At 69.6% G+C, this 25,188-nt stretch carries 23 protein-coding genes and 1 pseudogene; 11 read left to right on the forward strand and 13 right to left on the reverse strand.

Features of this window, described 5'->3' with window-relative positions; translation table 11 throughout:
- Positions 1 to 11: 11 nt before the first annotated feature.
- Both FB561_RS05990 and purD read right to left on the reverse strand, forming a co-directional pair.
- Positions 12 to 515 (reverse strand): SigE family RNA polymerase sigma factor, encoded by a 504-nt coding sequence (locus tag FB561_RS05990; protein WP_145803882.1) that lies wholly within the window; start codon positions 513 to 515, stop codon positions 12 to 14.
- A 60-nt stretch (positions 516 to 575) separates the two neighbouring features.
- Positions 576 to 1,853 carry a phosphoribosylamine--glycine ligase gene (purD, locus tag FB561_RS05995; RefSeq protein ID WP_145803884.1) on the reverse strand — a complete coding sequence of 426 codons (1,278 nt, stop codon included), beginning with the start codon at positions 1,851 to 1,853 and terminating at the stop codon, positions 576 to 578.
- 133 nt (positions 1,854 to 1,986) lie between these two features.
- Between purD and FB561_RS06000 the strand changes: the two genes are divergently transcribed.
- From FB561_RS06000 to FB561_RS06010, 3 genes are read left to right on the forward strand one after another with little or no spacing between them, the layout of a single operon-like run.
- Positions 1,987 to 2,928, forward strand: coding sequence for a carbohydrate ABC transporter permease (locus FB561_RS06000; RefSeq protein ID WP_238334670.1), 942 nt, complete (start codon positions 1,987 to 1,989; stop codon positions 2,926 to 2,928).
- Positions 2,925 to 3,779, forward strand: a complete 855-nt coding sequence (locus tag FB561_RS06005; RefSeq protein WP_145803886.1) for a carbohydrate ABC transporter permease — start codon at positions 2,925 to 2,927, stop codon at positions 3,777 to 3,779. Before FB561_RS06000 ends, FB561_RS06005 begins: the two co-directional genes overlap by 4 nt.
- 17 nt (positions 3,780 to 3,796) lie before the next feature.
- Positions 3,797 to 5,203, forward strand: a complete 1,407-nt coding sequence (locus tag FB561_RS06010; protein ID WP_145803888.1) for an ABC transporter substrate-binding protein — start codon at positions 3,797 to 3,799, stop codon at positions 5,201 to 5,203.
- Between the two features lie 125 nt (positions 5,204 to 5,328).
- Here FB561_RS06010 and FB561_RS06015 read toward each other — a convergent pair.
- From FB561_RS06015 to FB561_RS06030, 4 genes and pseudogenes are all read right to left on the reverse strand, one after another.
- Positions 5,329 to 5,742: pseudogene (locus tag FB561_RS06015) on the reverse strand (NUDIX hydrolase); the annotation flags it as partial.
- A 26-nt stretch (positions 5,743 to 5,768) separates the two neighbouring features.
- Positions 5,769 to 6,305 carry an NUDIX hydrolase gene (locus FB561_RS06020; RefSeq protein ID WP_145803890.1) on the reverse strand — a complete coding sequence of 179 codons (537 nt, stop codon included), beginning with the start codon at positions 6,303 to 6,305 and terminating at the stop codon, positions 5,769 to 5,771.
- Positions 6,302 to 8,500 carry a DEAD/DEAH box helicase gene (locus FB561_RS06025; protein WP_145803893.1) on the reverse strand — a complete coding sequence of 733 codons (2,199 nt, stop codon included), beginning with the start codon at positions 8,498 to 8,500 and terminating at the stop codon, positions 6,302 to 6,304. The genes FB561_RS06020 and FB561_RS06025 overlap by 4 nt, the downstream gene beginning before the upstream one ends.
- 46 nt (positions 8,501 to 8,546) lie before the next feature.
- Entirely contained in the window at positions 8,547 to 9,287 is a 741-nt protein-coding gene (locus FB561_RS06030; protein WP_145803895.1) for a hypothetical protein, read from the reverse strand.
- A 130-nt stretch (positions 9,288 to 9,417) separates the two neighbouring features.
- On the opposite strand from FB561_RS06030, the gene FB561_RS06035 reads away from it, so the two are divergent.
- The 3 genes from FB561_RS06035 (at position 9,418) to FB561_RS06045 (ending at position 11,517) form a co-directional block, all read left to right on the forward strand.
- Positions 9,418 to 10,290 carry an alpha/beta fold hydrolase gene (locus FB561_RS06035; protein WP_145803897.1) on the forward strand — a complete coding sequence of 291 codons (873 nt, stop codon included), beginning with the start codon at positions 9,418 to 9,420 and terminating at the stop codon, positions 10,288 to 10,290.
- A gap of 127 nt (positions 10,291 to 10,417) precedes the next feature.
- Positions 10,418 to 10,789 carry an FKBP-type peptidyl-prolyl cis-trans isomerase gene (locus FB561_RS06040; protein ID WP_145803899.1) on the forward strand — a complete coding sequence of 124 codons (372 nt, stop codon included), beginning with the start codon at positions 10,418 to 10,420 and terminating at the stop codon, positions 10,787 to 10,789.
- Between the two features lie 107 nt (positions 10,790 to 10,896).
- Positions 10,897 to 11,517, forward strand: coding sequence for a DUF2238 domain-containing protein (locus tag FB561_RS06045; RefSeq protein WP_145803901.1), 621 nt, complete (start codon positions 10,897 to 10,899; stop codon positions 11,515 to 11,517).
- 14 nt (positions 11,518 to 11,531) lie between these two features.
- Here the strand turns inward: FB561_RS06045 and FB561_RS06050 are convergent, their stop codons facing one another.
- The 3 genes from FB561_RS06050 to FB561_RS06060 are packed head-to-tail and all read right to left on the reverse strand — an operon-like array spanning position 11,532 to position 14,591.
- Positions 11,532 to 12,443, reverse strand: a complete 912-nt coding sequence (locus FB561_RS06050) for an ABC transporter ATP-binding protein (protein ID WP_145803903.1) — start codon at positions 12,441 to 12,443, stop codon at positions 11,532 to 11,534.
- A gap of 1 nt (position 12,444) precedes the next feature.
- The gene (locus FB561_RS06055; RefSeq protein ID WP_145803905.1) at positions 12,445 to 13,515 is read right to left on the reverse strand and encodes a FecCD family ABC transporter permease; all 1,071 of its coding nucleotides are present in this window, start codon (positions 13,513 to 13,515) and stop codon (positions 12,445 to 12,447) included.
- Positions 13,515 to 14,591: a FecCD family ABC transporter permease gene (locus FB561_RS06060; protein WP_202880552.1), complete on the reverse strand. Its 1,077-nt coding sequence runs from the start codon at positions 14,589 to 14,591 to the stop codon at positions 13,515 to 13,517. The genes FB561_RS06055 and FB561_RS06060 overlap by 1 nt, the downstream gene beginning before the upstream one ends.
- A 116-nt stretch (positions 14,592 to 14,707) precedes the next feature.
- Between FB561_RS06060 and FB561_RS06065 the strand changes: the two genes are divergently transcribed.
- The gene (locus tag FB561_RS06065) at positions 14,708 to 15,544 is read left to right on the forward strand and encodes a siderophore-interacting protein (RefSeq protein ID WP_145803908.1); all 837 of its coding nucleotides are present in this window, start codon (positions 14,708 to 14,710) and stop codon (positions 15,542 to 15,544) included.
- 92 nt (positions 15,545 to 15,636) lie between these two features.
- Here the strand turns inward: FB561_RS06065 and FB561_RS06070 are convergent, their stop codons facing one another.
- Positions 15,637 to 16,851: an alginate lyase family protein gene (locus FB561_RS06070; protein WP_145803909.1), complete on the reverse strand. Its 1,215-nt coding sequence runs from the start codon at positions 16,849 to 16,851 to the stop codon at positions 15,637 to 15,639.
- A gap of 248 nt (positions 16,852 to 17,099) precedes the next feature.
- The gene (locus FB561_RS06075; protein WP_145803911.1) at positions 17,100 to 17,690 is read right to left on the reverse strand and encodes a TetR/AcrR family transcriptional regulator; all 591 of its coding nucleotides are present in this window, start codon (positions 17,688 to 17,690) and stop codon (positions 17,100 to 17,102) included.
- 93 nt (positions 17,691 to 17,783) lie between these two features.
- Between FB561_RS06075 and FB561_RS06080 the strand changes: the two genes are divergently transcribed.
- Together FB561_RS06080 and FB561_RS06085 are read left to right on the forward strand one after the other, a co-directional pair.
- Positions 17,784 to 18,485: an SDR family oxidoreductase gene (locus tag FB561_RS06080; protein ID WP_145803914.1), complete on the forward strand. Its 702-nt coding sequence runs from the start codon at positions 17,784 to 17,786 to the stop codon at positions 18,483 to 18,485.
- A 99-nt stretch (positions 18,486 to 18,584) separates the two neighbouring features.
- Complete coding sequence (locus tag FB561_RS06085; RefSeq protein ID WP_145803916.1) at positions 18,585 to 19,718, forward strand: SAM-dependent methyltransferase; 1,134 nt, start codon at positions 18,585 to 18,587, stop codon at positions 19,716 to 19,718.
- Between the two features lie 2 nt (positions 19,719 to 19,720).
- On the opposite strand, the gene FB561_RS06090 is transcribed toward FB561_RS06085, so the two are convergent.
- Positions 19,721 to 20,311 (reverse strand): DJ-1/PfpI family protein, encoded by a 591-nt coding sequence (locus FB561_RS06090; RefSeq protein WP_145803918.1) that lies wholly within the window; start codon positions 20,309 to 20,311, stop codon positions 19,721 to 19,723.
- Positions 20,312 to 20,507: 196 nt separating this feature from the next.
- Here FB561_RS06090 and FB561_RS06095 point away from each other — a divergent pair, with 196 nt between their 5' ends.
- Positions 20,508 to 22,595 carry a sialate O-acetylesterase gene (locus FB561_RS06095; RefSeq protein ID WP_145803920.1) on the forward strand — a complete coding sequence of 696 codons (2,088 nt, stop codon included), beginning with the start codon at positions 20,508 to 20,510 and terminating at the stop codon, positions 22,593 to 22,595.
- A 69-nt stretch (positions 22,596 to 22,664) separates the two neighbouring features.
- Here the strand turns inward: FB561_RS06095 and FB561_RS06100 are convergent, their stop codons facing one another.
- Positions 22,665 to 22,886: a DUF1330 domain-containing protein gene (locus FB561_RS06100; protein WP_202880809.1), complete on the reverse strand. Its 222-nt coding sequence runs from the start codon at positions 22,884 to 22,886 to the stop codon at positions 22,665 to 22,667.
- A 235-nt stretch (positions 22,887 to 23,121) separates the two neighbouring features.
- Between FB561_RS06100 and FB561_RS06105 the strand changes: the two genes are divergently transcribed.
- The gene (locus FB561_RS06105) at positions 23,122 to 25,143 is read left to right on the forward strand and encodes a serine/threonine-protein kinase (RefSeq protein WP_145803922.1); all 2,022 of its coding nucleotides are present in this window, start codon (positions 23,122 to 23,124) and stop codon (positions 25,141 to 25,143) included.
- Positions 25,144 to 25,188 lie beyond the last annotated feature (45 nt).

Raw genomic sequence — 25,188 nt, forward strand, 5'->3', positions numbered from 1 at the left:
CTCGGTCTCCTTCACGAGCGGCGCTCGCGCGCCTGGTCGATGGCGTTCCGGAGAGTTGCGAGACCACGAGCCGCCTGGCTCTTCACCGTGCCCGGCGAGACGCCGAGGAGCTCGGCCGTCTGGTCGACCGACAGGTCCTCGTAGTACCGCAGCACCACGCAGGCCCGTTGCCGCGGCGGCAGGCCGACCAGGACCGCCTGGATCTCGTCCCGGTCGGCATGGGCCGCCGACGAGTCGGACTGCTGGGCACGGTCGGGTGGACGGTCGGTCGGCACTTCCCGGCGCCAGGGGCGCCGACCGCTGTCCAGGGCCGCGTTGACGACGACGCGCCGCGCGTACGCGAACGGGTGGGAACTCCGGACCACCTTCGGCCAGGACACGTACAGCTTGTACAGCGCGTCCTGGACGACGTCGTCGGCCCGGTGCCAGTCCCCGCACACCAGGTACGCCGTCCGCCGCAGCGCCGTACCGGCCGACGCGACGAACTCCGCGTACTCCTGGTCCCGCTCCACCATCAGCCCTCCCGCTGCTCTCCTGTCCTCAAGACGGAACCGGAGGCTCGCGGGGTTGCAGGGTCAGACGGTGATCTCGCCGCGGGCCGCCTTGAGGGCGATGTCGGTGCGGTGCTGGGAGCCCTTGATCCGGATCTGGCCGACCCCGGCGTACGCGCGCTGGCGGGCGTCGTCGAGGTCCTTGCCGGTCGCGGTGACGGCCAGGACGCGGCCGCCCGCGGTGACGACCTCGTCGACCTCGCTCGCGGTGCCGGCGTGGAAGACGCGGACGCCACCGGCCTCGGCCTGGTCGATGCCGGTGATCACGTCGCCGCTGCGGGGCTTCTCCGGGTACTTCTTCGCCGCGACCACCACGGCCACCGAGGCGCCGTTCTTCCAGCTCAGCGGCTCGGCGTCGGCCAGCTTGCCGGTCGCCGCCCTGAGCAGGAGCCCACCGAGCGGGGTCTTCAGCAACGGCAGCAGCGCCTGCGTCTCCGGGTCACCGAAGCGGCAGTTGAACTCGATCACCCGGACGCCCCGGCCGGTCAGCGCCAGCCCGGCGTACAGCAGCCCGACGAACGGGGTACCGCGGTGCCGGAGCTCGTCGACGGTCGGCTGGACCACCTTCTCGACGATCTCCTCGACCAGCTTCTCCGGGGCCCACGGCAACGGGGTGTACGCGCCCATGCCACCGGTGTTCGGGCCTTCGTCGTTGTCGCCGAGCCGCTTGAAGTCCTGGGCCGGCTGCATCGGCAGCACGGTGGTGCCGTCGGAGATCGCGAACAGCGATACCTCCGGGCCGTCCAGGAACTCCTCGATCAGCACCTGCTCGCAGGCCGCGGCGTGCGCCAGCGCCTCCTCGCGGTCGGACGTCACCACGACGCCCTTGCCGGCGGCGAGCCCGTCGTCCTTCACCACGTACGGCGGGCCGAACGCGTCGATCGCCTCGGCGGCCTGCTCGGGGGTCTTGCAGACGTACGCGCGGCCGGTCGGCACGCTCGCGGCGGCCATCACGTCCTTCGCGAACGCCTTCGACCCCTCGATCTCGGCGGCCGCCCTGGACGGGCCGAAGACCGGGATCCCGGCCTCACGGAGCGGGTCCGCGACCCCGGCGACGAGCGGCGCCTCGGGGCCGACGACGACCAGGTCGGCGGCCAGTTCGGTGGCCAGCGCGACCACCGCGGCATGGTCCGAGATGTCCACCGCGCGGCAAGCGACCGTTTGCCCGTCGTACGCCGGGCGCAACGCCGCGATGCCAGGGTTGCCCGGGGCGGCGACGACCTGCTCGACCTCGGGGTCCTGGGTGAGTGCCCAGACGAGTGCGTGTTCACGGCCTCCGGAGCCGATGACCAATACCTTCACGTCGCCTGAGCCTAAGGCATCCGGTCCCCGGCCGCGCAGGCGCGGAGGGAAAGGACCGCCAGGTGCCCCCTGCGTGTGCTTGGTTTGTCCGGCCCTGGGCGGTGTAAGACTGCGCCTTACTGGAGGTGTTCGCTTGACTACGGAATCAGTGCCCGCGGTGGCCACCCGCTCGGAACCAGCGGTGGCCGCTCGCCGCCCCACTCCCGCCTCGCTGCTGTCGTGGCTGATGCTGCTGCCCTGCATCGTGGTGTTCGCGCTGTTCATCGTCTGGCCGCTCGGCAAGTCGGTGTCGCTGTCGCTGCACGGGTCGGACCTGTTCGGCCGGCCGGACGCGTTCGTCGGCTTGCAGCACTACCGGGACATGCTCGGCTCGGCGGAGTTCCGGCACATCCTCTGGGTCACCTTCGCGTTCGTCCTGCTGACCGTGATCCCCGGCGTGCTCGGCGCGCTGGTCGTGGTGCTCCTGCTCGAGCAGCACATCCGCGGCATCCGGATCTTCCGGACCGCGTTCGCGCTGCCGTTCGCGTTCTCGGTGGCCAGTGCCTCGGTCATCTTCGCCACCATCTACAACCCGGCGATCGGGCTGGCCAACGGGCTGCTCGGCCGGATCGGGATCGACCGGATCGGCTGGCTGACCGACCCCGACTGGGCGCTGATCAGCGTCGCGATCACCACGGTCTGGATGAGCATCGGCTACAACGTACTGGTGCTGTCCGCCGGGATCGGCGCGATCCCCACCGAGATCAACGAGGCCGCCACCCTCGACGGCGCCGGCGGCTGGCGGATCTCCCGGTACATCACCTTCCCGCTGCTCGGGCCGCAGCTGTTCTTCCTGGTGGTGATCTCGACGATCCAGTCGCTGCAGGGCTTCGGCCAGATCAAGATCCTCACCCCCGAGGGCGGGCCGGAGCAGTCCACCAAGACGCTCGTCTACTCGATCTACCACACCGCGTTCGCGAACAACGCGAGCGACTTCGGCGCCGCCTCGGCGCAGGCGATCGTGCTGCTGGTCATCCTGCTGGCCTGTACCGCGATCCAGTTCGGCGTCCTGGAGAGGCGGGTGCACTACAAGTGAGGCAACCACTGACCGCCGGACGGATCGTCACGTACGCCGTCCTGATCCTCTCCGCGCTGGCGGTGATCTTCCCGGTGTACTACGTGATCGCCGGCTCGATCATGTCCCCCGGGCAGATCTCCTCGTATCCCCCGGACCTCTTCCCGCACGGCATCTTCACCGGCAACTACGAGGGCGCGTCCTCGTCCGGGACCCCGATCGGCCGCCAGTACCTGAACTCGGTCCTGCAGACCTCGATCATCACCTTGTCCCAGCTGATCACCAGCGTGCTCGCGGCGTACGCGTTCGTCTTCATGAAGATGTGGGGCCGGACCGTGCTGTTCGGGTTGTTCCTCGCGACGCTGATGGTGCCGTGGGAGTCGATCGTGCTGCCGAACTACCTGACCATCACCGGCTGGGAGCTCGGCGGCGAGCGGCTGACCGCGTCGTACGCGGGCACGATGATCGCGTTGGTGCTGCCGTTCCTGGCGAACGCGTTCGGGGTGTTCCTGCTCCGGCAGTCGTTCCTGCAGTTCCCGACCGAACTGCGCGACGCGGCCACGATCGACGGCTGCGGGCACTGGCGGTTCCTGCGCCGGATCCTGATCCCGCTGAACAAGCCGGCCCTGGCCGCGGTCGGGCTGTACGTCTTCCTGGCCGCGTGGAACCAGTTCTTCTGGCCGCTGCTGATCGGTGACTCCGCGGACAAGCGGACCCTGCAGATCGGGATCAGCCAGCTGAACGACGCCGAGGCGGCCGACCCCGGCCTGATCCTGGCCGGCGTCACCCTGTCCATCCTGCCCACCCTGGCCATCGTCGTCTTCGGCCAGCGCTTCATCGTCCGCGGGCTGACCGCGGGCGCCATCCGGTAGTACAGAAAGGCGAGTACATGCGATCAGTCCGACAACGGCGTACGGTGACCGCGGCGTCCCTGCTGGCCGTCCTCACCCTGGTCGCCGCCGGCTGCGGTGGCGGTGACTCCGAGAACGCCGAGAGCAGTGGCCAGGAGGCGCCCGACGCGAGCGCGCTGGACACCGCGAGCGGCGTCACCAAGGTGACCTTCTGGCACGGGATGAAGGGCGCGAACGGCGAGGCCGTCGACCAGCTGGTGAAGGCGTTCAACGCCAAGAACACCGGCAAGATCGAGGTCCAGGCCGTCTACCAGGGCGACTACGACGAGACGATCACCAAGTACAAGACGTCGGTGCAGCAGGGCAACACGCCCTCCGTCGTGCAGATCTACGACATCGGCTCGCGGTTCATGATCGACTCCAAGCAGACCGTGCCGATCCAGAGCTTCGCCGACAAGGACGGCTACACGCTGGACTCGATCGAGCCGAACATCGCGAACTACTACTCGATCGACAACAAGCTCAACTCGATGCCGTTCAACACCTCGATGCCGTTGCTCTACATCAACAAAGAGGCGTTCGTGAAGGCCGGGCTGGACCCGGAGAAGCCGCCGTCGAACCTCGACGAGATCATGGCCGCCGCGAAGAAGCTGACCGTCAAGCAGGGCGGCAAGACCGTCCAGTACGGCTTCAACGCCGCGATCTACGGCTGGTTCGTCGAGCAGCTGATCGCCCAGTCCGGGACGACGTACTGCGACAACGAGAACGGCCGCAAGGACCTCGCCACCCAGGTGAACTTCGCCGACGAGCAGGGCGTCAAGATCGCCACCTGGTACCAGCAGATGGTCAAGCAGGGCCTGATGCCGAACACCGGCAAGAAGACCGACGACGCCCAGGCCGTCTTCAAGTCCGGCACCTCCGCGATGCACCTGGAGTCCACCGGCTCCCTGCGCGGCTACCTGGACGCGGCCAAGGGCAAGTTCACCGTCCTCACCGCCCCGTTCCCGAAGCTCACCGCGGCCGACACCGGCGGCCCCATCATCGGCGGCGCCTCGATGTGGATCGACGGCCCGGGCCACTCCGACGCCGAGAAGCGCGCCTCCTGGGAGTTCGTGAAGTTCGCCTCCTCCCCCGAGCAGCAGGCGGCCTGGCACACCGGCACGGGGTACTTCCCGATCAACAAGAAGGCCCTGGACCTCCCCGAGGACAAGGCGTGGGTGGCGAAGTACCCGCAGTTCACCACGGCCATCACCCAGCTCCACAACACCAAGCCGACCAACCCGTCCTCCGGCTGCATCCTCGGCGTCATGCCGCAGGCCCGCAAAGCCGCCGAGGACGGCCTGGAGAAAGCGGTCCTCGGCACCGACCCGGCCCAAGCGATGAAGGCCGCAGCCGACTCCATCAAGCCCCAGATCGACCAGTACAACAAGACCGTCAAGAAGTAACAGGTCTTCGCTGAACAATCGGCGCCCGGCGAACCCACCCAGGGTTCACCGGGCGCCGTTCGCGTGTCAGCCGAGGTAAGGCCGGTCGTCCTTCGCGAGGAATGCTCGATGCGTTGTCTCATCGAGGCCTGCATCGTGAGTTCGTCGATATCACCCGGCGATACCCAAACCACCTCGGAAGACTCCGAACTCGGCGTCGGTACCCCGTCGAGCAGCTCGGCCGTGAAGACGATCGAAAACTCCTGCCGCACCTCACCGTCGCTGGTGTACTCCAGCACGTGGTTCGGATTGGTGTAGATCCCGACGAGACCATTCACCCGGCAACGGATCCCGGTCTCCTCCAAGACCTCCCGCTCTCCCGCCCGCACGATCGTCTCGCCAAGATCCATAGCACCACCGGGCAGCGCCCAGTTGCCGTTGTCACTTCGCCGGATCAGCAGGATCCGCCCATGCTCGTCCGTCACGACAACATTCGCCGAAGGCACCAAACTGTTCGCCTCCGGCGCACCAGGGTCGTCGAGATAATCGATCCTGCCCATACCCCGCACGATCCCACGCCGACGGATCAGCTTGGTGGGAAGGCGAGGACGTGCAGGAGGCCGGCTAGGGAGGCTGCACCGGGGATCTCTCCTGATCGGATGCGGGTGGGGATGGTGTCGAGGGGGAGCCAGGCGACGCGGTCGGCTTCGTTGATGTCTGTCGGAGTACCGATGTGGTCGGCGCCGATCGAGAGGTACAAGAGGTTCTCGGCATCGGTTGTACCGACTGACGGTTGGAGGGTGAGCAGGTGGCTGGCGTTGCGGGGGCGCCAGCCGGTCTCTTCCTCGACCTCGCGAGCGGCCGTGGCAGCCGGGTCCTCTGCCGGGTCGACGTAGCCGCCGGGGAGTTCCCAGACCCAGCGGTCGATGATGAAGCGGTGGCGCCAGATCATCAGCACCTGCTCCTGATCGTTGTCGAGGACAACCATCATGGCCGCCTTCGGCATGCGCAGGACGTACTGCTCGAACTGCACGCCGTCGGGGAGTTCGACCGCGGCGATGCTCAGCTTGAGGCGGCGGGTGTCGTCGACGACTCGTTCAGCTTGGATCTTCCAGCGGGTCACGGGGGTGACTCTAGGCCTAGGCGGTGTTGTTCGGCTTGGACTACTCGGTCTTGGATGGGGCTTCTTTCGTTGGTCAGGTGGTTGAGGGTGTCGACGGCTCGGGGGTCGAGGTTCTTGGCTTCGCTCTGGCGGGCGTATTCGTCGAAGAGGAGGCGCTTCTTGGCCTGGACCTCGCGGAGGCGTTCGTCGACGCTGGCCTTGGCCAGGAGGCGGTGGACCTGGACGGTACGGATCTGGCCCATCCGGTGGGCTCGCGCGATCGCCTGTTCTTCGGTACTCGGTTTCCACTGCGGCTCGGCGAGGACGACGACCGAGGCGGCCTGGATGTTGAGACCGACACCGCCGACGTCGATCTGGCTGAGGATGACGGCGTGGCCTGGGGTGGCCGCGAAGGTGTCGAGGAGGCGCTGGCGTTCGGCGGGTGGGACGGAGCCGCGGATCGGGCCGACGACATCCCCCCGCAGGCCGGCGCCGATCCGGTCCAGGACGCCCAGGAAGAAGGAGAAGACGATCACCTTGCGACCGTCCTCGCGTGCTTCCTCGACGATCTCCAGGATGCGTTCGAGCTTGGCCGAGTCGTCGGACTCGAAGGCCGCCTGACGCATCCGCATCAGGTTGCCCGAGCGGACGGCCGCGACGTACGCGCGCTGGTCCTTCTCGGTCAGCAGCACCCAGTCGTCGATCTCGATCTTGTCCGGGAGCTCGGTGAGGACGTCCTCGGTGTTACGGCGCAGGTACACCGGGGCGACAGCACGCCGGAACCTGCGGGCACCCGTCACCGCAGCCGTTGCCTTGAGCCCCTTAGCTGTGGCCGGTTGCAAGTAACCGACCAGGGTCCGGAACTCCTCGACGCGGTTCTCCATCGGCGTACCGGTCAGGAAGACCACCCGGTGCGCCGACGCGACAGCTTCACCGACCAGGCGAGACCGCTCGGCCTTCGGATTCTTCACGTAGTGCGCCTCGTCCACGATCAGCAGCGCGACCTCGTGCCCCGTCAGGACGTCGAGGCTGCCCAACGTCCCGAACGTCGTCACCGCGACTCCGCCCTCCCGCAACCACCGCTGCGCCGCCCCGTCGCGGGCGGGGCCGTGCAGGTTGTGAGCGTTCAGCTTGGTGTGCTTCTCGATCTCGTTCAGCCAGTTCATCTGGACACTCGCCGGACACACCACCAGGAACCGCTGCTGCCCGCCGGCCGCCAGATGCGCCGCCGCGGCCAGCGCCTGGATCGTCTTGCCGAGCCCCATCTCGTCCCCGAGGATCGACCGCTCCTGGTGGATCAGGTACTGCGCCCCGAACACCTGGTACCCGCGCAACGTCGACCGGACCAAGCTCGTGTCCAGCGGTACCGCCGTGATCCGCCGCCTCAGCTCGTCCGGGACGAACCCCTGCGCCGCCTCGCCCTGGACCTCGACGCCACCGATCGTCGACAGCGTCGCGTTGTACGCCGCGGCGTTGCCGGCGTAGTCGCCCCACAACCGGTCGTCGACGGGACCATCCACCCGAGCATGCCGAGCCAGTTCGCCTTCCAGCCAGGCTGTCCGCGGATGCCCGTCGAGCACCTCGAGCCGGCTGAGCGCCTCCAACGCGGCCCGCTTCTTCTCCCGTCCCGCGAAGAGCAGCCGAATCCCCCACCGCGCGGGTGCCGCGGCGTCCAGCAAGGTCCGCGCCGTACTGGCCATCTCCCGGGCCGGCCCGACCAACTCGGCCGCGGCAGCGTCAGCACGCCGTACCGCGGCCAGCGTCGCGAGCAGGTCCCGCTGCTGCGGATCCGGCCGATCCGGGTCGAACCTGAACCGCGTCGACCGGGCGACGTCGTGCACCACGGTCGCCACCGCGGCGGTGATCTTCTCGGCGGTCTTCGCCCCGATACCAGGCAGGGCGATGAGCTCTTCTTCGGACACCCCGGCCAGCCGCCCGATCGTGGCGTACCGGGCCCGCTCGAGCACGTCGACGAATCGGGCCCCCACCACGTCCTGCAACGAGGTCACCGGCAAGGTGTCCAGCTCGCTCTGCACCTGTCGCTGGGTCAGGGCGCCCAACTGCTGCCGCGCGTGGCCCCGGAGGACGTCCGGCCGCTCGACCAGCTCCTGCGAACGGCGTTGCAGAGCGTCGATCCGGCGGATCAGCCGGCGAGCCTCCCGGCCGACGCTCGGCCGCCTCCGGCCGGCGTCCGGCGACTCCCCCTGATCGCTCATCCCGCCATTGTGCCGACCGGGCCGCGCCGAGCTCAACGGCTCGGGGTCAGTAGTGCCAGTAGTACTTGGCTTCGGCGTTCCAGGCGACCGGGACCGTGGTGCGGTTGGTGAAGGCCGGTCCCTTGCCCTTGGCAATCTCCAGGCTGCGGCTGAGCTGCAGGGAGTACGGGTGCTGGTTGTCGTCCCACCACTGCTCGAACTGGGTGATGCAGACCTGATCCTTGAAGGTGGCGTTGGCGCACGCGTGCGGCGGGGACCACTTCTGCAGGTGGCGGAAGTTCACCGTGGTCGAGCCGTTCGGGGGCTTGATCGTGCCGGTGGCGTCCAGGCAGTACCCGGTCGCCGGGATCATCCACCTGACGTAGTGCTGGCGGCCGCCGGACGACGGGATCGGCTGCATCCCGGTGCAGTCCGCGGCGCCGATCTTCTCCGAGGTGACGCGCTGGACCTGGGTCAACGGGCGACCGGCGCCGTCGGAGTAGCCGTCGAGCAGGACCCAGTCGCCTTCCTTGACGAAGTGTTCGGCCGACTTCGGCGGCCAGGCCTTCGGGTCGCCCCAGGAGATGTCGGAGCTGGTCGCGGACTGCGGCGTCCAGGCCCACTGGCCCGCGGCCGTACCACCCGCCCAGTACTGGCCCGCGGAGCGCTCGAACATCAACGAGTACTGGCCGTAGTTCTCCGCCACCGGACCGGCCGTGCTCGCGTCGGAGTCGCGCTGAACGGTGAGGGCGGTCGCCGCGGCGAGAAGCACGGCAACGGTGGACAGGACGGCGAGTTTCTTCCGCATGTATCCCGACCCTAGTGCCGATCCGGTCCAGGCCGGAGCCGCGCGGGTGCTGTCCAGAACCGGCCGGTCGTTCTAGGCTCGCGATCTGAGGAGGGGACCGCTCGGTCCACGAGCACATGAAGGAGTTGTCATGCCGGATCCTGTCACCCGCACTCTCGGCGTCCCGGGGGCGACGCTGACGTACGACGTCCGCGGCGACCTCGCGGATCGGGAGCAGCCGGTGCTGCTGATGATCGGTTCGCCGATGGGCGCCAGCGGGTTCCCGACGCTGGCCTCGCACTTCGAGGACCGCACCGTCGTCACGTACGACCCGCGCGGGGTGGAGCGCAGCGTACGCAGCGACGGCGCCGGGGAACTGTCGCCGGAGCAGCACGCCGACGACCTGGTCGCGGTGATCGAGGCACTCGACGCCGGACCCGTCGACCTCTTCGCGAGCAGCGGTGGTGCCGTGAACGCGCTCGCCCTGATGGCGAAGCGGCCGGACCTGGTTCGCCGGCTGGTCGCGCACGAACCCCCGCTGGCCGGACTGCTGCCCGACAGCGCGGGCGCGCTCGCCGCGTGCGAGGACATCTACCAGACGTACCAGCGGGACGGGATGGGCGCGGGGATGGCGAAGTTCATCGCGATCACCAGCTTCGAGGGCGAGTTCACCGACGAGTACGTGAAGCAGCCGGCCCCGGATCCGGCGATGTTCGGGCTGCCGACCGAGGACGACGGCTCCCGCGACGACGCGCTGCTCGGGCAGAACCTGCGCGGCTGCACGTCGTACCAGCCGGACGTGGAGGCACTCGGCAAGTCGGCGGACCGGATCGTCGTCGCGGTCGGCGAGGAGTCGAACACGCAGCTCGCCCGGCGCGGCGGCGAGGCGATCGCCGGCCGGCTCGGTCTCACCCCGGTGGTGTTCCCGAGCAACCACGGCGGGTTCCTCGGCAACGAGTACGGGATGCCGGGGAAGCCGGCCGAGTTCGCGGCCAAGCTGCGCGAGGTACTGGCAGTTCCCTGACCCGGCGGACCTGCACCACTCACCAACTCCCCTCCCCGCATCCGGTCGTCGGGGCATCACGCGGTGACGACGGCGTGGGACGGAGGTTGGTGAGTGGTGGGCGTCCGGGATCTGCTTAGCTGGTGACATGACTGACAAGCCTGAGATCGACTTTCCGGACGGGCCGCCGCCGGCGGATCTGGAGATCACCGACATCACCGAGGGCGACGGCGCGGAAGCGAAGGCCGGCTCCCGGGTGAACGTGCACTACGTGGGCGTGGCCCACTCCACCGGCGAGGAGTTCGACGCGTCGTACAACCGGGGCGCGCCGCTGGCCTTCCAGCTCGGCGTCGGCCAGGTCATCCAGGGCTGGGACACCGGCGTCCAGGGCATGAAGGTCGGCGGCCGGCGCAAGCTGGTCATCCCGCCGCACCTGGCCTACGGCGACCGCGGCGCGGGCGGCGCGATCAAGCCCGGCGAGACGCTCATCTTCGTGGTCGACCTGGTCAGCGTCAGCTGAGCTCACCTCCAACCGCCAAGCCCCCGGGTGCGTCACAATGACGCGACCGGGGGCTTTCGCGTAGTTGTACTCAGGCGCGCCGGTCCGCGACCGGCTTGACTGGAGGTATGACCACGATGGTTGCCACCACCGTCCCCGTACGGCGCGCCTCGAACCTGACCAGGTACGCCGCCCTGGCCGCGAAGCTCGCCCTCTCCGCCTTGTTGCTCTCGGCCCTCATCTGGCCGGACCTCAGCGGTATCAAGGGCAAGGCCTCCACGGCACGGCTCGTCGTCTACCCACTCGGCGCGATGGTGCTCCCGCTGTGGTGGTGGGCCTACGGCCGGACGCGGAGCAAGCTGCACCGTGGTTTCCCATGGGCCGCCGACCTGCTGATGACGCTGCCGTGGCTGGTCGACCTGATCGGCAACCGCCTGAACCTCTTCGACACCGTCACCTGGTGGGACGACGCGATGCACTTCCTCCTCTGGGGCCTCCTCACCGCAGGCGTCCTCCTGGCCTTCGCGACCCCGACGCTGTCCCGCGGCCTGACCACCTTCGCCGCCCTCGGCTTCGGCGCCACCGCGGCCGTGGTCTGGGAAGTCGGCGAGTACTACGCCTTCATCCGCCACTCCGCAGAGCTCCAAACCGCCTACACGGACACCCTCGGCGACCTGACCCTAGGAACCCTCGGCGCGCTCCTGGCCGGCCTCACCGTCCACCAGGCCCGCCACCGCAAGGCGGCGTGAGCCACTAGGAGTACTCAGCGGTCGGTGGGGCGGCAGACTCCGTTGGCGGCTGCGCTGGCTGCGAGGGCTTTGGCTGCCGGGTTCGCCACCGGCGACGGGGTTTCGTCCTGGCGGGTGGTGTGGCGGCCGATGGGGACGACCATCGGGGAGCCCGCGACCGGGTCGGGGATGACCTTGACGGCGAGGCCGAAGACGTCCTGGACGACGGCTTCGGTGATCACCTCGGAGGGTTTGCCCTCGCAGACGATGTCGCCGTTCTTCATCGCGATCAGGTGGTCGCCGAACCGGCAGGCCTGGTTCAGGTCGTGCAGGACCAGCACGATGGTGCGGTCGTCGCGCTGGTTCAGGTCGACCAGCAGGTCCAGCACCTCGAACTGGTGGGTCAGGTCGAGGAAGGTGGTCGGCTCGTCGAGCAGCAGGATGTCGGTCTCCTGCGCCAGCGCCATCGCGATCCAGACCCGCTGCCGCTGACCGCCGGACAGTTCGTCGATCGGCCGGTCGGCGATCTCCAGCACGTCGGTGGACTCCATCGCGCCCGCGACCGCCTCGTCGTCGGCCTTGGTCCACTGCCGGATCCAGCCCTGGTGCGGGTACCGGCCGCGGCCGACCAGGTCGGCGACGGTGATGCCCTCCGGCGCGGTCGGGGACTGCGGCAACAACCCGAGCTTGGTCGCGACCTCCCGCGTGGACACCTGCTGGATGCTCTTGCCGTCCAGCGTCACCGTGCCCTTCGACGGCTTCAGCAACCGCGCCAGCGTCTTCAGCAAGGTGGACTTGCCGCACGCGTTCGCGCCCACGATCACGGTGATCTTCCCGGTCGGGATCCGCACCGACAGGTCGTGGATGATCTCCCGCTGGTCGTAGCCGACGGCAAGGTTCTGCGCGGACAGACTGTGTTCCACCAAGGCCTCCACCAGGTTCTCCATCTCAGCCACCACTCCCGACCCGGTTGGCACGGGCCAGCAGGAACATCAGGTACGGCGCGCCGACGACGCCGGTGACGACGCCGACCGGCAGTTGGGTGTCACCGAATGCGTGCTGCGCGATCAGGTCGGACAAGCTCACCACGAGCGCCCCGACCAGCGCGGAAGCGATCATCGCGGGACCCGGCGACCGGCTCAGCCAGCGCGCGATCGGCGGCGCCACGAACGCGACGAACCCGATCGGTCCCGCGGCCGCCGTCGCCACCGCGGCCAGCAGGACCGCGAGCACGATCAGCCCGAGCCGCGATCCCTCCACCCGCAGACCGAGCCCGGACGCCGTGTCGTCGCCGAGCTGCAGGATCCGCAGCCGGTGGACGAGGACCACCAGGATCGGCGCGAGCACCACGATCGTGATCGCGAGGGAGCGCACGTGTGACCAGTCCCGCCCGTTCAGGCTGCCGGTCAGCCAGATCAGTGCCTGCTGGGCGATCTCCACCCGCGCCTTGGTCAGCAGGTACGAGGTGATGCTGGTGGCGATCGCGCCGATCCCGATCCCGACCAGGATCAGCCGGTACGACGACACCCCGCGGCGCCAGGCCAGCAGGTACATCACGAACGCGGTCAGCAACGCCCCCGCGATCGCGAGCGCGGACACGGCGGGCCCGGTCAGGCCGAGCGTGATGATCGCGAACACCGCGAACGCGCTGGCGCCGTACGTGACCCCGATGATGTCCGGGCTGGCCAGCGGGTTCCGGGCGATGCTCTGGAAGATCGCGCCGGACATCCCGAGCGCGGCGCCGACCAGCAAACCGGTCAGGGCGCGCGGCAGCCGGAGCCGGTTCACGATGAACTCGGTGGCCCGGTCGCCCGCGCCGAACAACGTCTTCACCACGTCGAGGACGGGGATCTTGAAGTCACCGAGCGAGAGCGAGACGCAGAACGCGGCGAACACCGCGACCGCGAGGACGCCGATCACCAGCACGGACCGGGCCTGCCGGATCGCGCGGGCGTGCGCGATCACCTCGGCGGGCGACAGGTCCTGCGGCCGCTGCGGGGCTTTCGTCAGCCCGGCCATCAGAGGTCCGCCAGCTTCCGGCGGCGGACCAGCGCGATGAAGAACGGCGCCCCGATCACGGCGGTGACGATGCCGACCTGCAGCTCACCCGGCTGGGCGACCACGCGGCCGATGACGTCCGAGCCGAGCAGCAGGATCGGGGCCAGCAGCATCGAGTACGGCAGGATCCAGCGGTAGTCGGGACCGGTGAAGAGCCGGGCGATGTGCGGGATCGTCAGTCCGACGAAACCGATCGGTCCCGCGGCCGCCGTCGCCGCGCCGCAGAGCAGGACGACCGTGACCGCGGTGAACAGCCGGGCCAGCCCGACCCGCTGACCGAGCGAGCGGGCCACGTCGTCACCGAGCGACAGCGCGTTCAGGATCCGGCCGGAGACCAGCGCGAGCACGATCCCGATCAGGATGAACGGCGCGACCTGGCTGGCGATCTCCGAACCGCGGCCGGCCAGCGAACCGACCGACCAGAACCGGTACTGGTCGAAGGTGTCCACGTCGCCGATCAGCAGCGCCGTGGTCAGCGAACCGAGCATCGCCGTCATCGCGGCCCCCGCGAGCGCGAGCTTGACCGGCGTCGCCCCCTCCCGCCCGAGCGAGCCGAGCGCGTACACCGCGACCGAGGCGGCCGCGGCACCGAGGAACGCGAGCCAGACGTACGCGGTCAGGCTGTTCAGGCCGAACCAGTAGATGCCCCCGACAACGAAGAGGGCGGCACCGCCGTTGACGCCGAGGATGCCCGGGTCGGCGAGCGGGTTCCGGGTGACGCCCTGCATCAACGCGCCGGACAGGCCGAGTGCGGCACCGACGAGGAGGCCGATCAGCGTCCGCGGGATACGCAGCGAGTGCACGATCACGTGATCGGTGTTCGCCTCGTCGTAGTGCCGCAGGGCGTCGAGCACGGTCGCGAGCGGGATCTGCTTGGACCCGACCGCGATACTGAGCAGGCTCACCACGACCAGCAGCGCGAGACACACCAGCAGCCCCACGACGAGGGTGGCTCGGCGCGTGCGCGGCCGACGGGTCGGAACAGCGTCGGCGGAGGGGGAAGCCGGCCGGGTGGCGGCGGCAGGCAGCGGGGGCATTGGACTTTGGGATCCTCTTAGGTAAGGCTAACCTCTAGACGCCTCAGGATAGCCCGCTCGCCACCGGGACGCATCCGGGGTCCCCTGCTTTGTCACTACTTACCCGGAGAACCGGCATGACCACAGTGCTCGAACGTCCCATCACGTTCGACTCCGTCCTCGCCACCGTGGCGGCGATCGAGGACCTCAGCCCGCACCTGCGCCGGGTGACTTTCGTCGCACCTCGGATCGCGGCGGCAGTGACCGCGGGCCCGGACCAGCGGATCAAGGTCCTGCTGGATCCGCCGAGCGGCGCCGAGCTGCGGTTGCCGGTCGGCCCGGACTGGTACACCCAGTGGTGCGCGATGCCCGAGGACGAGCGGTTCGTCCTGCGGACGTACACCGTGCGCGCGCTCCGGCCGGAGGTGGCCGAGCTCGACATCGAGTTCGTCCTGCACGGCGTGAACGGGCCGGCGTCGGCCTGGGTCAGCGCGGCCGTCCCGGGCGACGAGGTCGGCCTGATCATCCCGTTCGCGGTCGACACCACCAGCACCAAGGGCCTGCTTCACTCCGGAGTCGACTACGTGCCCCCGGCAACGAGTACTCGGCGGCTGCTGGTCGCGGACGAGACCGCGCTGCCCGCGTTGGCGGGGATTCTCGAGCAGCTGCCGGCGTCGGTGCACGCGACCGTGTTCGCCGAGGTCCCGGACATCCGCGACATCCGCCCGCTGCCGACCCCCGGTACCGCCGACATCACCTGGATCGCGCACGCGGGCGCGCCCGCCGACGGCCCGCAGTCGTTGCTCGAGGCCCTCAAGGCGGCCGCGTTGCCGTTCGACCTCGACTACGCCTGGGTGGCCGGCGAGTCCGGCATGATCAAGCAGGTCCGCCGCCACCTGGTCACCACGGCCGGACTGCCAAAGTCCGCGATCTCCTTCCAGGGCTACTGGAAACGCGGCCAAGCCCAGATCTGACCTTCGAGACGTGACGCGCCCCGGAGGGCCGGGCAGTGGCCTCCGGGGCGCGGACCGGCGGACGGGTCGGCAGTCACCCGCCCGCCGGTGGCTCAGCTGGGGTTCTCGGCGTGGGTGAGGGTCTCCCAGGCGACGAAGAGGTTGTTCGAGCCGGCCGGACGACGGGACTCGGTCAGCGCCTGGGTGTTGCTCATCGCGATCCCGAGCCGGGTGTGCAGCGCGTTGTAGCCGACCTCGGTGATCGGGCCGAGCCCACGCTCGACGCTGCCCTTGCACAGCCAGGACGGGACCGGCTCCTGGTTGCGTTCCCAGCGAGCCTGGAAGCCGAGGGCGTGCTGCAACCGGGCGCCGAACTCGGGGTACAGGTCGATGCCCTGGATCCGGGACGTCTCCAGCACGTGCGAGATCGCCGAGATGCCGTACCCGGTATGGACGAAGTCGCGGCAGGTCTCCTGGGTCAGCCCGTTCACGAAGGTGGACTGCCCCTGCCAGTACGCGACGATCTTGTCCCGGGTGTCGAGGTTCTGGGCCGGCTTCGTCTTCGGCAACGCGCCGTCGGACTCCAGGTACACGAAGGCGGGCGTCCGGACCCGGAACAGCGAGATCGCCCGGTCGTAGATGCCACGGTCCTCCAGGAACACGCCGATGCCCTGCAGGGCCTCGGTCATGCTCAATTCCCAGTTCCCGTTGGAGTTCGAGCCGTTGTAGATCTCGGGGACGTAGACATTGCGCAGCATGGTCGCGAACCGGCCCGCGTTCGGCCAGTCGCCGTACACGTGCTTGATGATCTCGGCCGCCTTCGGCCAGGAGGACGCGGCCCACGCGGTCTGCAGCGGCGCGTTGCTGTTGGTGTGGTCGCGGATCGTCGCCGACCACGCGTCCATCAGCTGGATCGCCTTCTGCGCATAGCGATCGTCGCGGGTGACGTACCAGATCAGCGCGTCCGTGTACGCCGCGATCGCGTCCTCGCGTTCGTCGGTACAGCCGTAGTTCGGGTTCGAGTACGAGCCGCATTCGACCACGGCACGCGGCTTCGGAGTCCGGCTCAGGGAGGCGTACGCGCTGTTCTTCGCCTGGTTGAAGGCGTTCGTCCACGGCTGCGCACCGGCCTGCACCTTCGCCCGGACGAAGTCGAGCTGGGGCCGGCTGACCCCGACTCCGGGATGGGTGAAGGTCGCGGGCGCCTGCGGGGCGTTGACGGCGGCGGTCCGGTCGGGTGCGGCCGGGCTCGCGAGGGCCGGGGTGCTCAGGGTCCCGGCGATCAGTGCCGCGGACAGCACGGCAAGGAGCACTGCTTTCTTTCGCATGGGCGGATGTCCTGTTCTACGGGGCGGTAGAACCCTGCGATTCCCCCACTACCGCAGGATCTTTTCGAAAGTTTGACGACGCACCGTAAACACGTCAAGACCAGAAGTGAGATTACTTCACTGTGGAACAAAACTCGGATCCGTCCCACGATCGCTGGAACAACCAGCGATCTCGTCCCACCGAGGCCGCCCTCAGACCCCGCGGACAGAGCCACCGGTACTACGTTGCGTAACCGGCGACCTGGTACCTAGCGGCGGTGGCCCGCCAGCTCCTCGTCCCGGATCCCGGCGGCGTCGAGCATCGTCGCAGCCAGCCGGATCCCGACTCCGTTGAGCGCCTGCGCGCGAACCACGGCCCGGGCACTCGCGCCGTCGAACGCCAGCGTCAGCTGGATCGCGAGGCCGTCCGGGTCCTCGGCCCCGGCCGCGGCCAGCTCGGAGCGGAAGAAGTCGGTGAGCTGCTGCTTGAAGTGCCGGGCGACCACGCTGCCGGGGTGCTCCGGATTCTTCAGCTCGACCGCCGTACTGACGAACGGGCAGCCGAGGTAGTTGCCTCCGGCAGCCAACTCGTCCTGGCGCTCGAACACGGCCAGGATCCTGGCTCGGGCCGGCCGCTCGTCGTCCGGGCTGGGCAGCAGCATCGCCTGGTAGTACGGACCGCGGCTGGCCAGGCTCTCCGCGATCACCTCGTCCTTGGAGCGGAACAGCTGGTACATCGACTTCTTCGACACCCCGGCCGCCTTGCACAACGCGTCCACGCCGATGCTCACGCCGTCGCGGTGGAAGAGGTCGGCCGCGGCGTCCAGGAGCCGCTCGCGGGGTGTCGGCGAGGTCGTCATGCACCGAGCGTACCGGCTCGGTTTGGCTGAGGAAACCGAACTGTTTATAGTCGAGGGAAACAGATCGGTTCCCACCTGTCAGGAGCACATTCCATGACCACTCTCGAAGGCGCCGTCGTCCTGGTCACCGGCGGCAACCGCGGTATCGGCAAGGCCATCGTCGACGAGCTGCTCGACCGCGGCGTCCGCAAGGTGTACGCGACCGCGCGGGCGCCGAAGCCGAGCGACGACCCGCGCGTCGTGACCCTGCCGCTGGAGGTCACCAACCAGGCCTCGATCGATGCCCTGGTCGCGGCGGCGCCCGACGTCACCGTGCTCGTGAACAACGCCGGCGCGAGCTCGCCGGACACCTACCTGGACGCCCCGGAGGCCGCCGTCCGGCAGGTCTTCGACGTCAACTTCTTCGGCCCGCTGAACCTGACCCGCGCGTTCGTCCCGGTCATCGAGCGGAACGGCGGCGGCCATCTGCTGAACATGCACTCGGCCCTGTCCTGGGTCGCGTGGCACGGTGCGTACGCCGCGACCAAGGCCGCGTTCTGGCAGCTGACCAACGCGATCCGGCTGGAACTGCTGGACCGCGGCATCGGCGTGACCGGCCTGCACATGGGCTACGTCGACACCGAGATGGTCGCCGCCGTCACCGCCCCGAAGGAGAACCCGGCCGACATCGCCAAGGCCGCCCTGGACGGGGTCGAGGCGGGAGCTTACGAGGTGCTCGCCGACGAGACCTCGCGGCAGACCAAGGCCGGGCTGTCGGGCGACCTCACCCTGCTCTACCCGCAGCTGGCCGGCTGAGCGGGTTCACCGGATCGTCGTCTCCCCTTCTCCGGCGGAGGGGGAGACCGACACGCTCCGGCCAGCTTTTTGCAGGGAATTTGCATAAACTAGTCCGGGATGATCGATGTGATCGCCGTACTCCGCCCGGAAGATGTTGTCGTCGATTTCCTGTCCGTCCTCGATCCCGACCGCGGCCGTGCGGCGCATCTGCTGATCGCCGGGCGTGGTGCCTATCTCGAACTCCCAGCCGGCGGATCCCTGTCCGGCCGGCTCGCCGCGGTGGCCGAATTCCTGCACTCCTCGGACGACGGCGTGAAGCCGTTCTCGCCGGAGACCGCCGCCGACACGATCACGCTGGAGACCGGTGGCGTCAGCGCGACCGTCTGGACCCACAACCCCGCCGACAACCGCGAACGCCGCGGCCGCTGGGGGTACGAGCTGGCCGGGCTGATCCGGCAGGCGCGGGTCCTGCACGCGGTCGGCGACGCGCCCTGGTTCCAGTGGCTCACCGAGGCCGACGAACGGCTGCCGCCACCGTTGGTCGAGGCCAAGCTGGACTTCGTCAACACCCACGCGGCCGCGTTGCTCGCGTTGCCGGCCGACGACGAGGACGCGCTCACCACCAACCGGGTGCCCGCGGTCGAGCGGTTCTTCGCCGCCGACACGGATCAGCGGACCCGGATGTTCGCGGCAATGCGTGGTCTCGGCGAGGACGCCGCGCTCGTCAGCGATCCGTGGGACTTCGCCACCTCGCCGTACGAGCGGGAACGGCTGGACGCGACGGTCTCGTGGGTGAAGCGGCACCTCGATCCCGCGGCCGGCCGGGTGATCGAGGTCGGTGCGTGTGAGGGCGCGTTGACCCGGCGGCTGCTGGCCGAGGGGTTCACGGTCGACGCCACCGAACCGAACCAGGCCTTCCTCACCCGGCTCCGCGAGACCACCGGCGGCGACGTCCGGATCCTCCCGCACAGCTTCGAGGACCTGGCGACCACGCGACGCCTCACCGGTTCGGCGTACCTGCTGATCGAGCTTCTGTACTACGAGCAGGAGCTGGCCATGGTCGGGCGGTTCCCGACGGACCGGTTGTTCGTCTCGATGGAGCCCGACAAGCTGGCCGCGCAGACCTGGCCGGCCGGCTGGATCGTCGAGGACCAGGTGGACCTGGTCGGACCACGGCTCGAGCCGGTCGCGAACGGCCGCGCGTACCTGCGTAAACGCGGCAGCCGAGGGGTACTGCTCCGAAGGCGGTGAGGTCAGCCGCCGTGGACGTCGCGGTTTCGGGTGTACTCCATCGACGCCGCGACCCCGTCGGCGAGCTCGGCCGAGAGCTCGCGTTCGACGATGTGCAGGGCGAGGTCGATCCCGGACGTGATGCCGCCCGCCGTGACGAGCGTGCCGTCGTCGACCACCCGGTTCTGCTTCAGCCGCGGGCCGAACTCCTCGAACTCGGCCCACGCGTTGCGGTTCGTGGTGGCCGCCCGGCCCTTCACCAGACCGGCCTCGGCCAGCAGCATCGAGCCGGTGCAGACCGCGCCGATCCAGTCGAGTCGTGGCGCCAGCTCGGCCAGCCGTGCCGGGAGTACGCCCCGTCGCGCTTCTGCCCAGGAGCCCCGCTCCGCCCGGTTGAGCCAGCCGCCGCCGGGAACGAAGACGGCGCTGGGTTCGCCCAGCCCGGCCGGAGCCTTGAACTGCAGGCCGTGATGACCGGTCACCTCGACCGGGCCGTCCAGCCCGACCAGGGCGACCTCCAGCTCGGAGCGGCCGGCGGCCAGGCTCCAGACCTCGAACGGTCCCAGCACGTCCAGTTCGTCGACGCCGTCGAACACCACGATCTCGATCCGCATGCCGTCAACCCAAGCCGCTGGACGGCATGATCGCGAGTGGCCGGATGGTCGCTGTTCGTCAGGATCCGGCCACGCGGCCTGGGCCTACCAAGTGCCGCTGAGCGCAGGGTTCGAACCGCTCGGCGCAGAAGGCTCGCACCGGATGTGAGCGATCGATTACCCCTGGTGGAGACATCACGCCCATCGGAGGTCCGCCATGCCTCGTCCTGCGCCCGTCCGCGCGAATCCCGGCTCGATCGTCACCGCCCTCACCACCGTCCTGGCCACAGCCCTCGCGGGTACGGCCGTCATCGCTCCCGCTTCGGCGGCGCCGGCCGCGGCCGCGACCGCGTGCGACGCCGCGGCGGCCGGATTCACCCCGGTCCTGCAACTCGACGTGCCGGCCCGGGCCAACTACCTCAACCAGGCCCCGCCGTACGCGATCGACCGCACCGGTGAGGTCCCCACCTTCGACCGGGTCGGGTACTGCGTGGAGCTCAACGGTCCCGACGGTCCGCAGTGGGTCTGGACCGCGATGGAACCGTTCACCACCGACGCCCGCCGGATCGGTCTGCCGACCCGGCCCGGTGAGCTCGTCCGGCAACGCGTCGGCGATCTCGAGGTCCGCTCGAACGTGCCGTCGGTGAGCACCGGGACCGGCAAGACCGGGTACCTGGAGATGTGGCCGAACCAGTACCAGTCCAGCGCCAGCACCCAGGTCGCGAACGGTTCCCCGCAGACGTACGACGCCGATGACAACCCGACCTCGCCACTCGGGTACGGCTCGTTCCAGGTCGCCCAGATCGGTGCCACCCGGCCGTCGACGGTCGCGGCCCAGCAGGTGTTCTCGATCAACACGTTCACCGAGTCGGACAACGGTCAGCTCTCCCTCGGCATCGGGACGAACCTCGCCGGCCAGCCCGACTGGACCTTCGCGAACAACGCGGAGCGCTATTCGCAGCGGCGGTTCACGGCGTACGTCCGCACCTCCCCGGTGAAGGTGACGGAGTCGCCGCAGGACCGGCAGCTCGTCCCCCGGGACCGGCAGAACGGCGCGGTCGTCCCGGTCGCGGGCGAGGTGGTGGACCAGCGGGTCAGGCGGGTCCAGTTGCGAGTGACCGGCAACGGCAGGACCGAGACGTTCACCTCGTCGGCGAGGACGTTCCGCTTCACGCCGAGGATCAAGGCCGGCCTGCACGAGTACACCTTCGAGCTGCGCGCGACCGGGCCCGGGATCGACCGGGTGGTCGCGCACCGCGAGGGTGTCGTCGCCGGTGACGTGGTCGTCGTCCAGGGTCAGTCGAACGCGGAGGCGGCGAAGTTCAACGGCAACGCGAACGGCGAGGAATCCCCTTATCTGCGGAGCTTCGGATCACCGACGTCGGACGGCTCGATCTCGGGCGCGGACCGGGTCTGGCACTACGCGACCGGGGACGTGACGAACCAGTCCGGCTCCGTCGGGCAGTGGGCGATCCGGATGGGCCGGCGGCTCGTGGACACGTACAAGGTCCCGATCGCGATGTTCAACGGGGCGCACGGTGGCCGGCCGATCGACTTCTTCCAGCGCAACGACGCGAACCCGGACGACCCGGCCACGAACTACGGGCGGCTGCGGCAACGGCTCGAGGCGGCGGGCGTCATCGACCAGGTGAAGGCCGTGCTCTGGTACCAGGGCGAGTCGGACAACAACAACGCGTCCGTCCACATCAACGGGTTCACATCCTTGCTGGCGGACTGGCGGGCGGATCTCGGTACGGCGGTCCCTGGTGGTGCGCGGTACTACGTCCACCAGGTCCGTACGTCGCCCTGTGGGAACACGACGAGCGTCGACCTCCGCGAGGCACAGCGGCAACTCGGTGACACCGCGGGAGTCATCGTGCTCTCGACGAACGGGCTGTCCGGGCACGACGGCTGCCACTACGCGTACCTCGGCGGCTATCGCGACTTGGGCGACCACGCGTTCGCCGTGCTAGCCCGTGATCTGTACGGGGGCGCGTCGGCCGGTGTGGCCGCGCCGAACCCGTCTGCGGTAACCGCGAACGGTACGCAACTCGTCGTCCAGCTCCGTTCGACCGATCCGCTCACGGTGGAGTCCGGTGTCGCCGCGGACTTCGTGGTCGAGGGTGCGGCTGTCACGGTCTCGTCGGTCGCGTACGAGGCGGGCGGGAAGCTCGTGCTCACGCTGTCCGGCCCGGCCGACGGGGTGACGGGCCTGACGTACCAGGGCCACCTGCGCGCGGGTCCGTGGATCACCAACGCGACCGGCGTCGGCCTGCTCGCCTTCAAGCTCCCCGTGACCCCCTGACCGTGACGCGGCCGACGCCCCACCGCTCCGGGGCGCCGGCCGCGTCGATCGGGGTCAGCACGGCGCTGCTCAGGTGGTCGTCTTCAGGACGTCGGTGGCGACGTGGTCGCGGTCGACGCCCTCGACGAGCATCGTGACGCTGTCGGAGTTGTCGGTACGGAGCGGGAGGATCTCCTGGTATGCCGGGGAGTCGTACCAGGAGTGGGCGTGCTCGGCCGAGGGGAACTCGATCACCACGAGGTGGCCGTCCCACTCGCCCTCGATCGACTGCTGCGGCAGGCCGTGGATGATGAAGTGGCCGTCTTAGGGCGCGAGGGTGGCGTCGATCTTCTCGAGGTACTCGACGATTCCGGCGCCCATCCGGACGTCGCGGAGGTTGGCGATCGCGTAGTGCGTCACGGTGGTCTCTCCCTGTCGTACTGGTTGGTGCGACCAGGCTCGCGGAGATCGTTCGTTCGGACGATTACGTCGGAGGTCATCACTGTGCCGACCAGGGATGGGCCGTTGCCGACGTACCGTAGAGGGCATGGCAGTGACAGGGGGACCTCCTTCGACCGAGGTGGAGGAGGAGCGGATCGGGCCGTACCGGCTGGTCCGGCGACTCGGTCAGGGCGGCATGGGCGTCGTGTACCTGGCCGAGGGACCCGACCAGGACGAGGTCGCACTGAAGGTCCTGCGGCCGCACGTGGCGCACGACGCGACCGCGCGGGCCCGGCTGGAGCGCGAGGTCACCACCCTGACGAAGGTGAACCACCCCGGTGTCGCGGGCATCATCGATCACGACCTGGGCGCCGACCGGCCGTACCTGGTCACCCGCTTCGTCCCCGGCCGGCCGCTGGACGAGCAGGTCGACGAACGCGGCCCACTGACTCCGCGACGCTGGCTGCCGCTGGCCGGGTGCCTGGCCGAGTCACTGCAGGCGATTCACGCCGCCGGGGTCATCCACCGGGACCTCAAGCCCGGCAACGTGATGATGTTCAACGGCAAGCCGGTGATGATCGACTTCGGCATCGCCCAGGCGGCCGACGACCTGCGGCTCACCCAGACCGGCCTGGTGATCGGCACCCCGGGGTACCTCGCGCCCGAGCTGATCGAAGGCGAGCTGGTGTCCGAGTCGGCCGACTGGTGGGGCTGGGCGGCGACCGTGACGTTCGCGGCGACCGGGCGCCGGCCGTTCGGCAAGGGCCCGTTCGAGGTCGTGCTGCACCGCGTCCACAGCGGCCAGGCCGACCTCGAAGGCATGGATCCGCGGCTGAAGCCCCTGCTCGCCGCGGCCCTCTCGCCGGATCGACGGGACCGTCCGACCCAGACCGAGATCATGGCCGCCCTCAACCGGTACGCCGAGGGCCGGGACGCGCTGGTGCCGCGGGACCCGCCGACCGAGGTGGTCGCCGAGCAGCCGAATCCGCCGACCGTGCTGATGACGCGGGTGATGCCGGACAGCGAGGCGGCCGCGTTGGCGGCGGGCGCCCTCGCTGCCGGCTCGGTCGCCGGTGACCCAGATCCGGCCGAGGTGGCGCAGTTGGTGCCGCCGGTGATCCCGCCGTGGTCCACGTTCGCCCCGTTGCGCGACAAGCTGCGGGAGAAAGCGGCGAACCAGCGAGCCGCTCAGCAGGCGAAGGCGGACGGCGTGCCGGTCCACCCGGCCACCTACAGTCCGAACCCGACGGCCGCCGCGCCTGCCGCGATGCCGCTCCCGTACCAGGCCCCGGGGTACGCGGCGCCCACGACGTACCAGCCGGACAACTATCCGGGGGCGTACACGCCGAACGGGAACTACCCGGCGCCGTACCAGGGCCCGTCCAACTCCGCCCCGTCGAACTACGGCCCGTCGAATCAGGTGGTGGCCAAGCCGCAGTACCAGCCGAAGCCGGTCGAGAAGCTGCCGCCGCATCTGCAGCCGAACCGCGGCGGCATGGTGTTCGCGCTGATGCTGGCCCTGGCCGCGTTGATCGCGTTGCTGCCGATCGCCGGTGTCCTGGTCGCGGCCGCACTCGCCGTCCTCGCCCGCATGGTCGACAAGTCCAGCACCGCTCTGCTGCGGCGCCGGGAGACCCGTGGGTACCGCGGCCGTTCGGACGGCTTCGTCGCGGTCGCCGCGAGCCCCGTCCACCTTTTGTCCGCGGCACTCATCACGCTGCCGTGCGCGCTGCTGCCGATCCTGACCGGCTTCGTGTTCGGCGGCCTGGTCACCCTGGTCCTCGGCCTGGCCCAAGGCTTCGACTGGGTCTCGCTGAGCCCGATCAGCGTCGCCGCGGGTGCCATCGCCGGCCTCTTCACCGCCTGGGTCGGCCCGGGCGGTGCCTCCCTCCGCCGCGGCACCCGAGCCGGCCTCCGCACCGCCTTCCGGCCCACCTGGCTCAGTGCCCTCGCAACAGCAGCCCTCCTGGCCACGGCAGGCTTCCTCACCTACGGAGCCCTCACCGCCGGCACCGACTGGACCCCGTTGGGCGACGTCTTCAAACTCCCCGACCTCCCCGCCCGTCCCACCATGGAGAACCTCCGCGATCTCCCCATCCTCCGAGACCTCCCGATCATCGGCCGCTGAACGCCGCGACCCCGCTGCCCTTGGTGGGCGCGGGGTCGGGTGGGT

Source organism: Kribbella amoyensis (genome assembly GCF_007828865.1).
Lineage (GTDB): Bacteria > Actinomycetota > Actinomycetes > Propionibacteriales > Kribbellaceae > Kribbella > Kribbella amoyensis.

Excerpts from the sequence above, each read along its gene's own strand:
- FB561_RS06105 (WP_145803922.1), top strand. The coding sequence starts at position 23,122 with ATGGCAGTGACAGGGGGACCTCCTTCGACCGAGGTGGAGGAGGAGCGG.
- FB561_RS06030 (WP_145803895.1), bottom strand. The coding sequence starts at position 9,287 with ATGCGGAAGAAACTCGCCGTCCTGTCCACCGTTGCCGTGCTTCTCGCC.
- FB561_RS06040 (WP_145803899.1), top strand. The coding sequence starts at position 10,418 with ATGACTGACAAGCCTGAGATCGACTTTCCGGACGGGCCGCCGCCGGCG.
- FB561_RS05990 (WP_145803882.1), bottom strand. The coding sequence starts at position 515 with ATGGTGGAGCGGGACCAGGAGTACGCGGAGTTCGTCGCGTCGGCCGGT.
- FB561_RS06080 (WP_145803914.1), top strand. The coding sequence starts at position 17,784 with ATGACCACTCTCGAAGGCGCCGTCGTCCTGGTCACCGGCGGCAACCGC.
- FB561_RS06060 (WP_202880552.1), bottom strand. The coding sequence starts at position 14,591 with ATGCCCCCGCTGCCTGCCGCCGCCACCCGGCCGGCTTCCCCCTCCGCC.
- FB561_RS06070 (WP_145803909.1), bottom strand. The coding sequence starts at position 16,851 with ATGCGAAAGAAAGCAGTGCTCCTTGCCGTGCTGTCCGCGGCACTGATC.
- FB561_RS06045 (WP_145803901.1), top strand. The coding sequence starts at position 10,897 with ATGACCACGATGGTTGCCACCACCGTCCCCGTACGGCGCGCCTCGAAC.
- FB561_RS06025 (WP_145803893.1), bottom strand. The coding sequence starts at position 8,500 with ATGAGCGATCAGGGGGAGTCGCCGGACGCCGGCCGGAGGCGGCCGAGC.
- FB561_RS06075 (WP_145803911.1), bottom strand. The coding sequence starts at position 17,690 with ATGACGACCTCGCCGACACCCCGCGAGCGGCTCCTGGACGCCGCGGCC.
- FB561_RS06035 (WP_145803897.1), top strand. The coding sequence starts at position 9,418 with ATGCCGGATCCTGTCACCCGCACTCTCGGCGTCCCGGGGGCGACGCTG.
- FB561_RS06050 (WP_145803903.1), bottom strand. The coding sequence starts at position 12,443 with ATGGAGAACCTGGTGGAGGCCTTGGTGGAACACAGTCTGTCCGCGCAG.
- FB561_RS06010 (WP_145803888.1), top strand. The coding sequence starts at position 3,797 with ATGCGATCAGTCCGACAACGGCGTACGGTGACCGCGGCGTCCCTGCTG.
- FB561_RS06055 (WP_145803905.1), bottom strand. The coding sequence starts at position 13,515 with ATGGCCGGGCTGACGAAAGCCCCGCAGCGGCCGCAGGACCTGTCGCCC.
- FB561_RS06065 (WP_145803908.1), top strand. The coding sequence starts at position 14,708 with ATGACCACAGTGCTCGAACGTCCCATCACGTTCGACTCCGTCCTCGCC.
- FB561_RS06095 (WP_145803920.1), top strand. The coding sequence starts at position 20,508 with ATGCCTCGTCCTGCGCCCGTCCGCGCGAATCCCGGCTCGATCGTCACC.
- FB561_RS06085 (WP_145803916.1), top strand. The coding sequence starts at position 18,585 with ATGATCGATGTGATCGCCGTACTCCGCCCGGAAGATGTTGTCGTCGAT.
- FB561_RS06090 (WP_145803918.1), bottom strand. The coding sequence starts at position 20,311 with ATGCGGATCGAGATCGTGGTGTTCGACGGCGTCGACGAACTGGACGTG.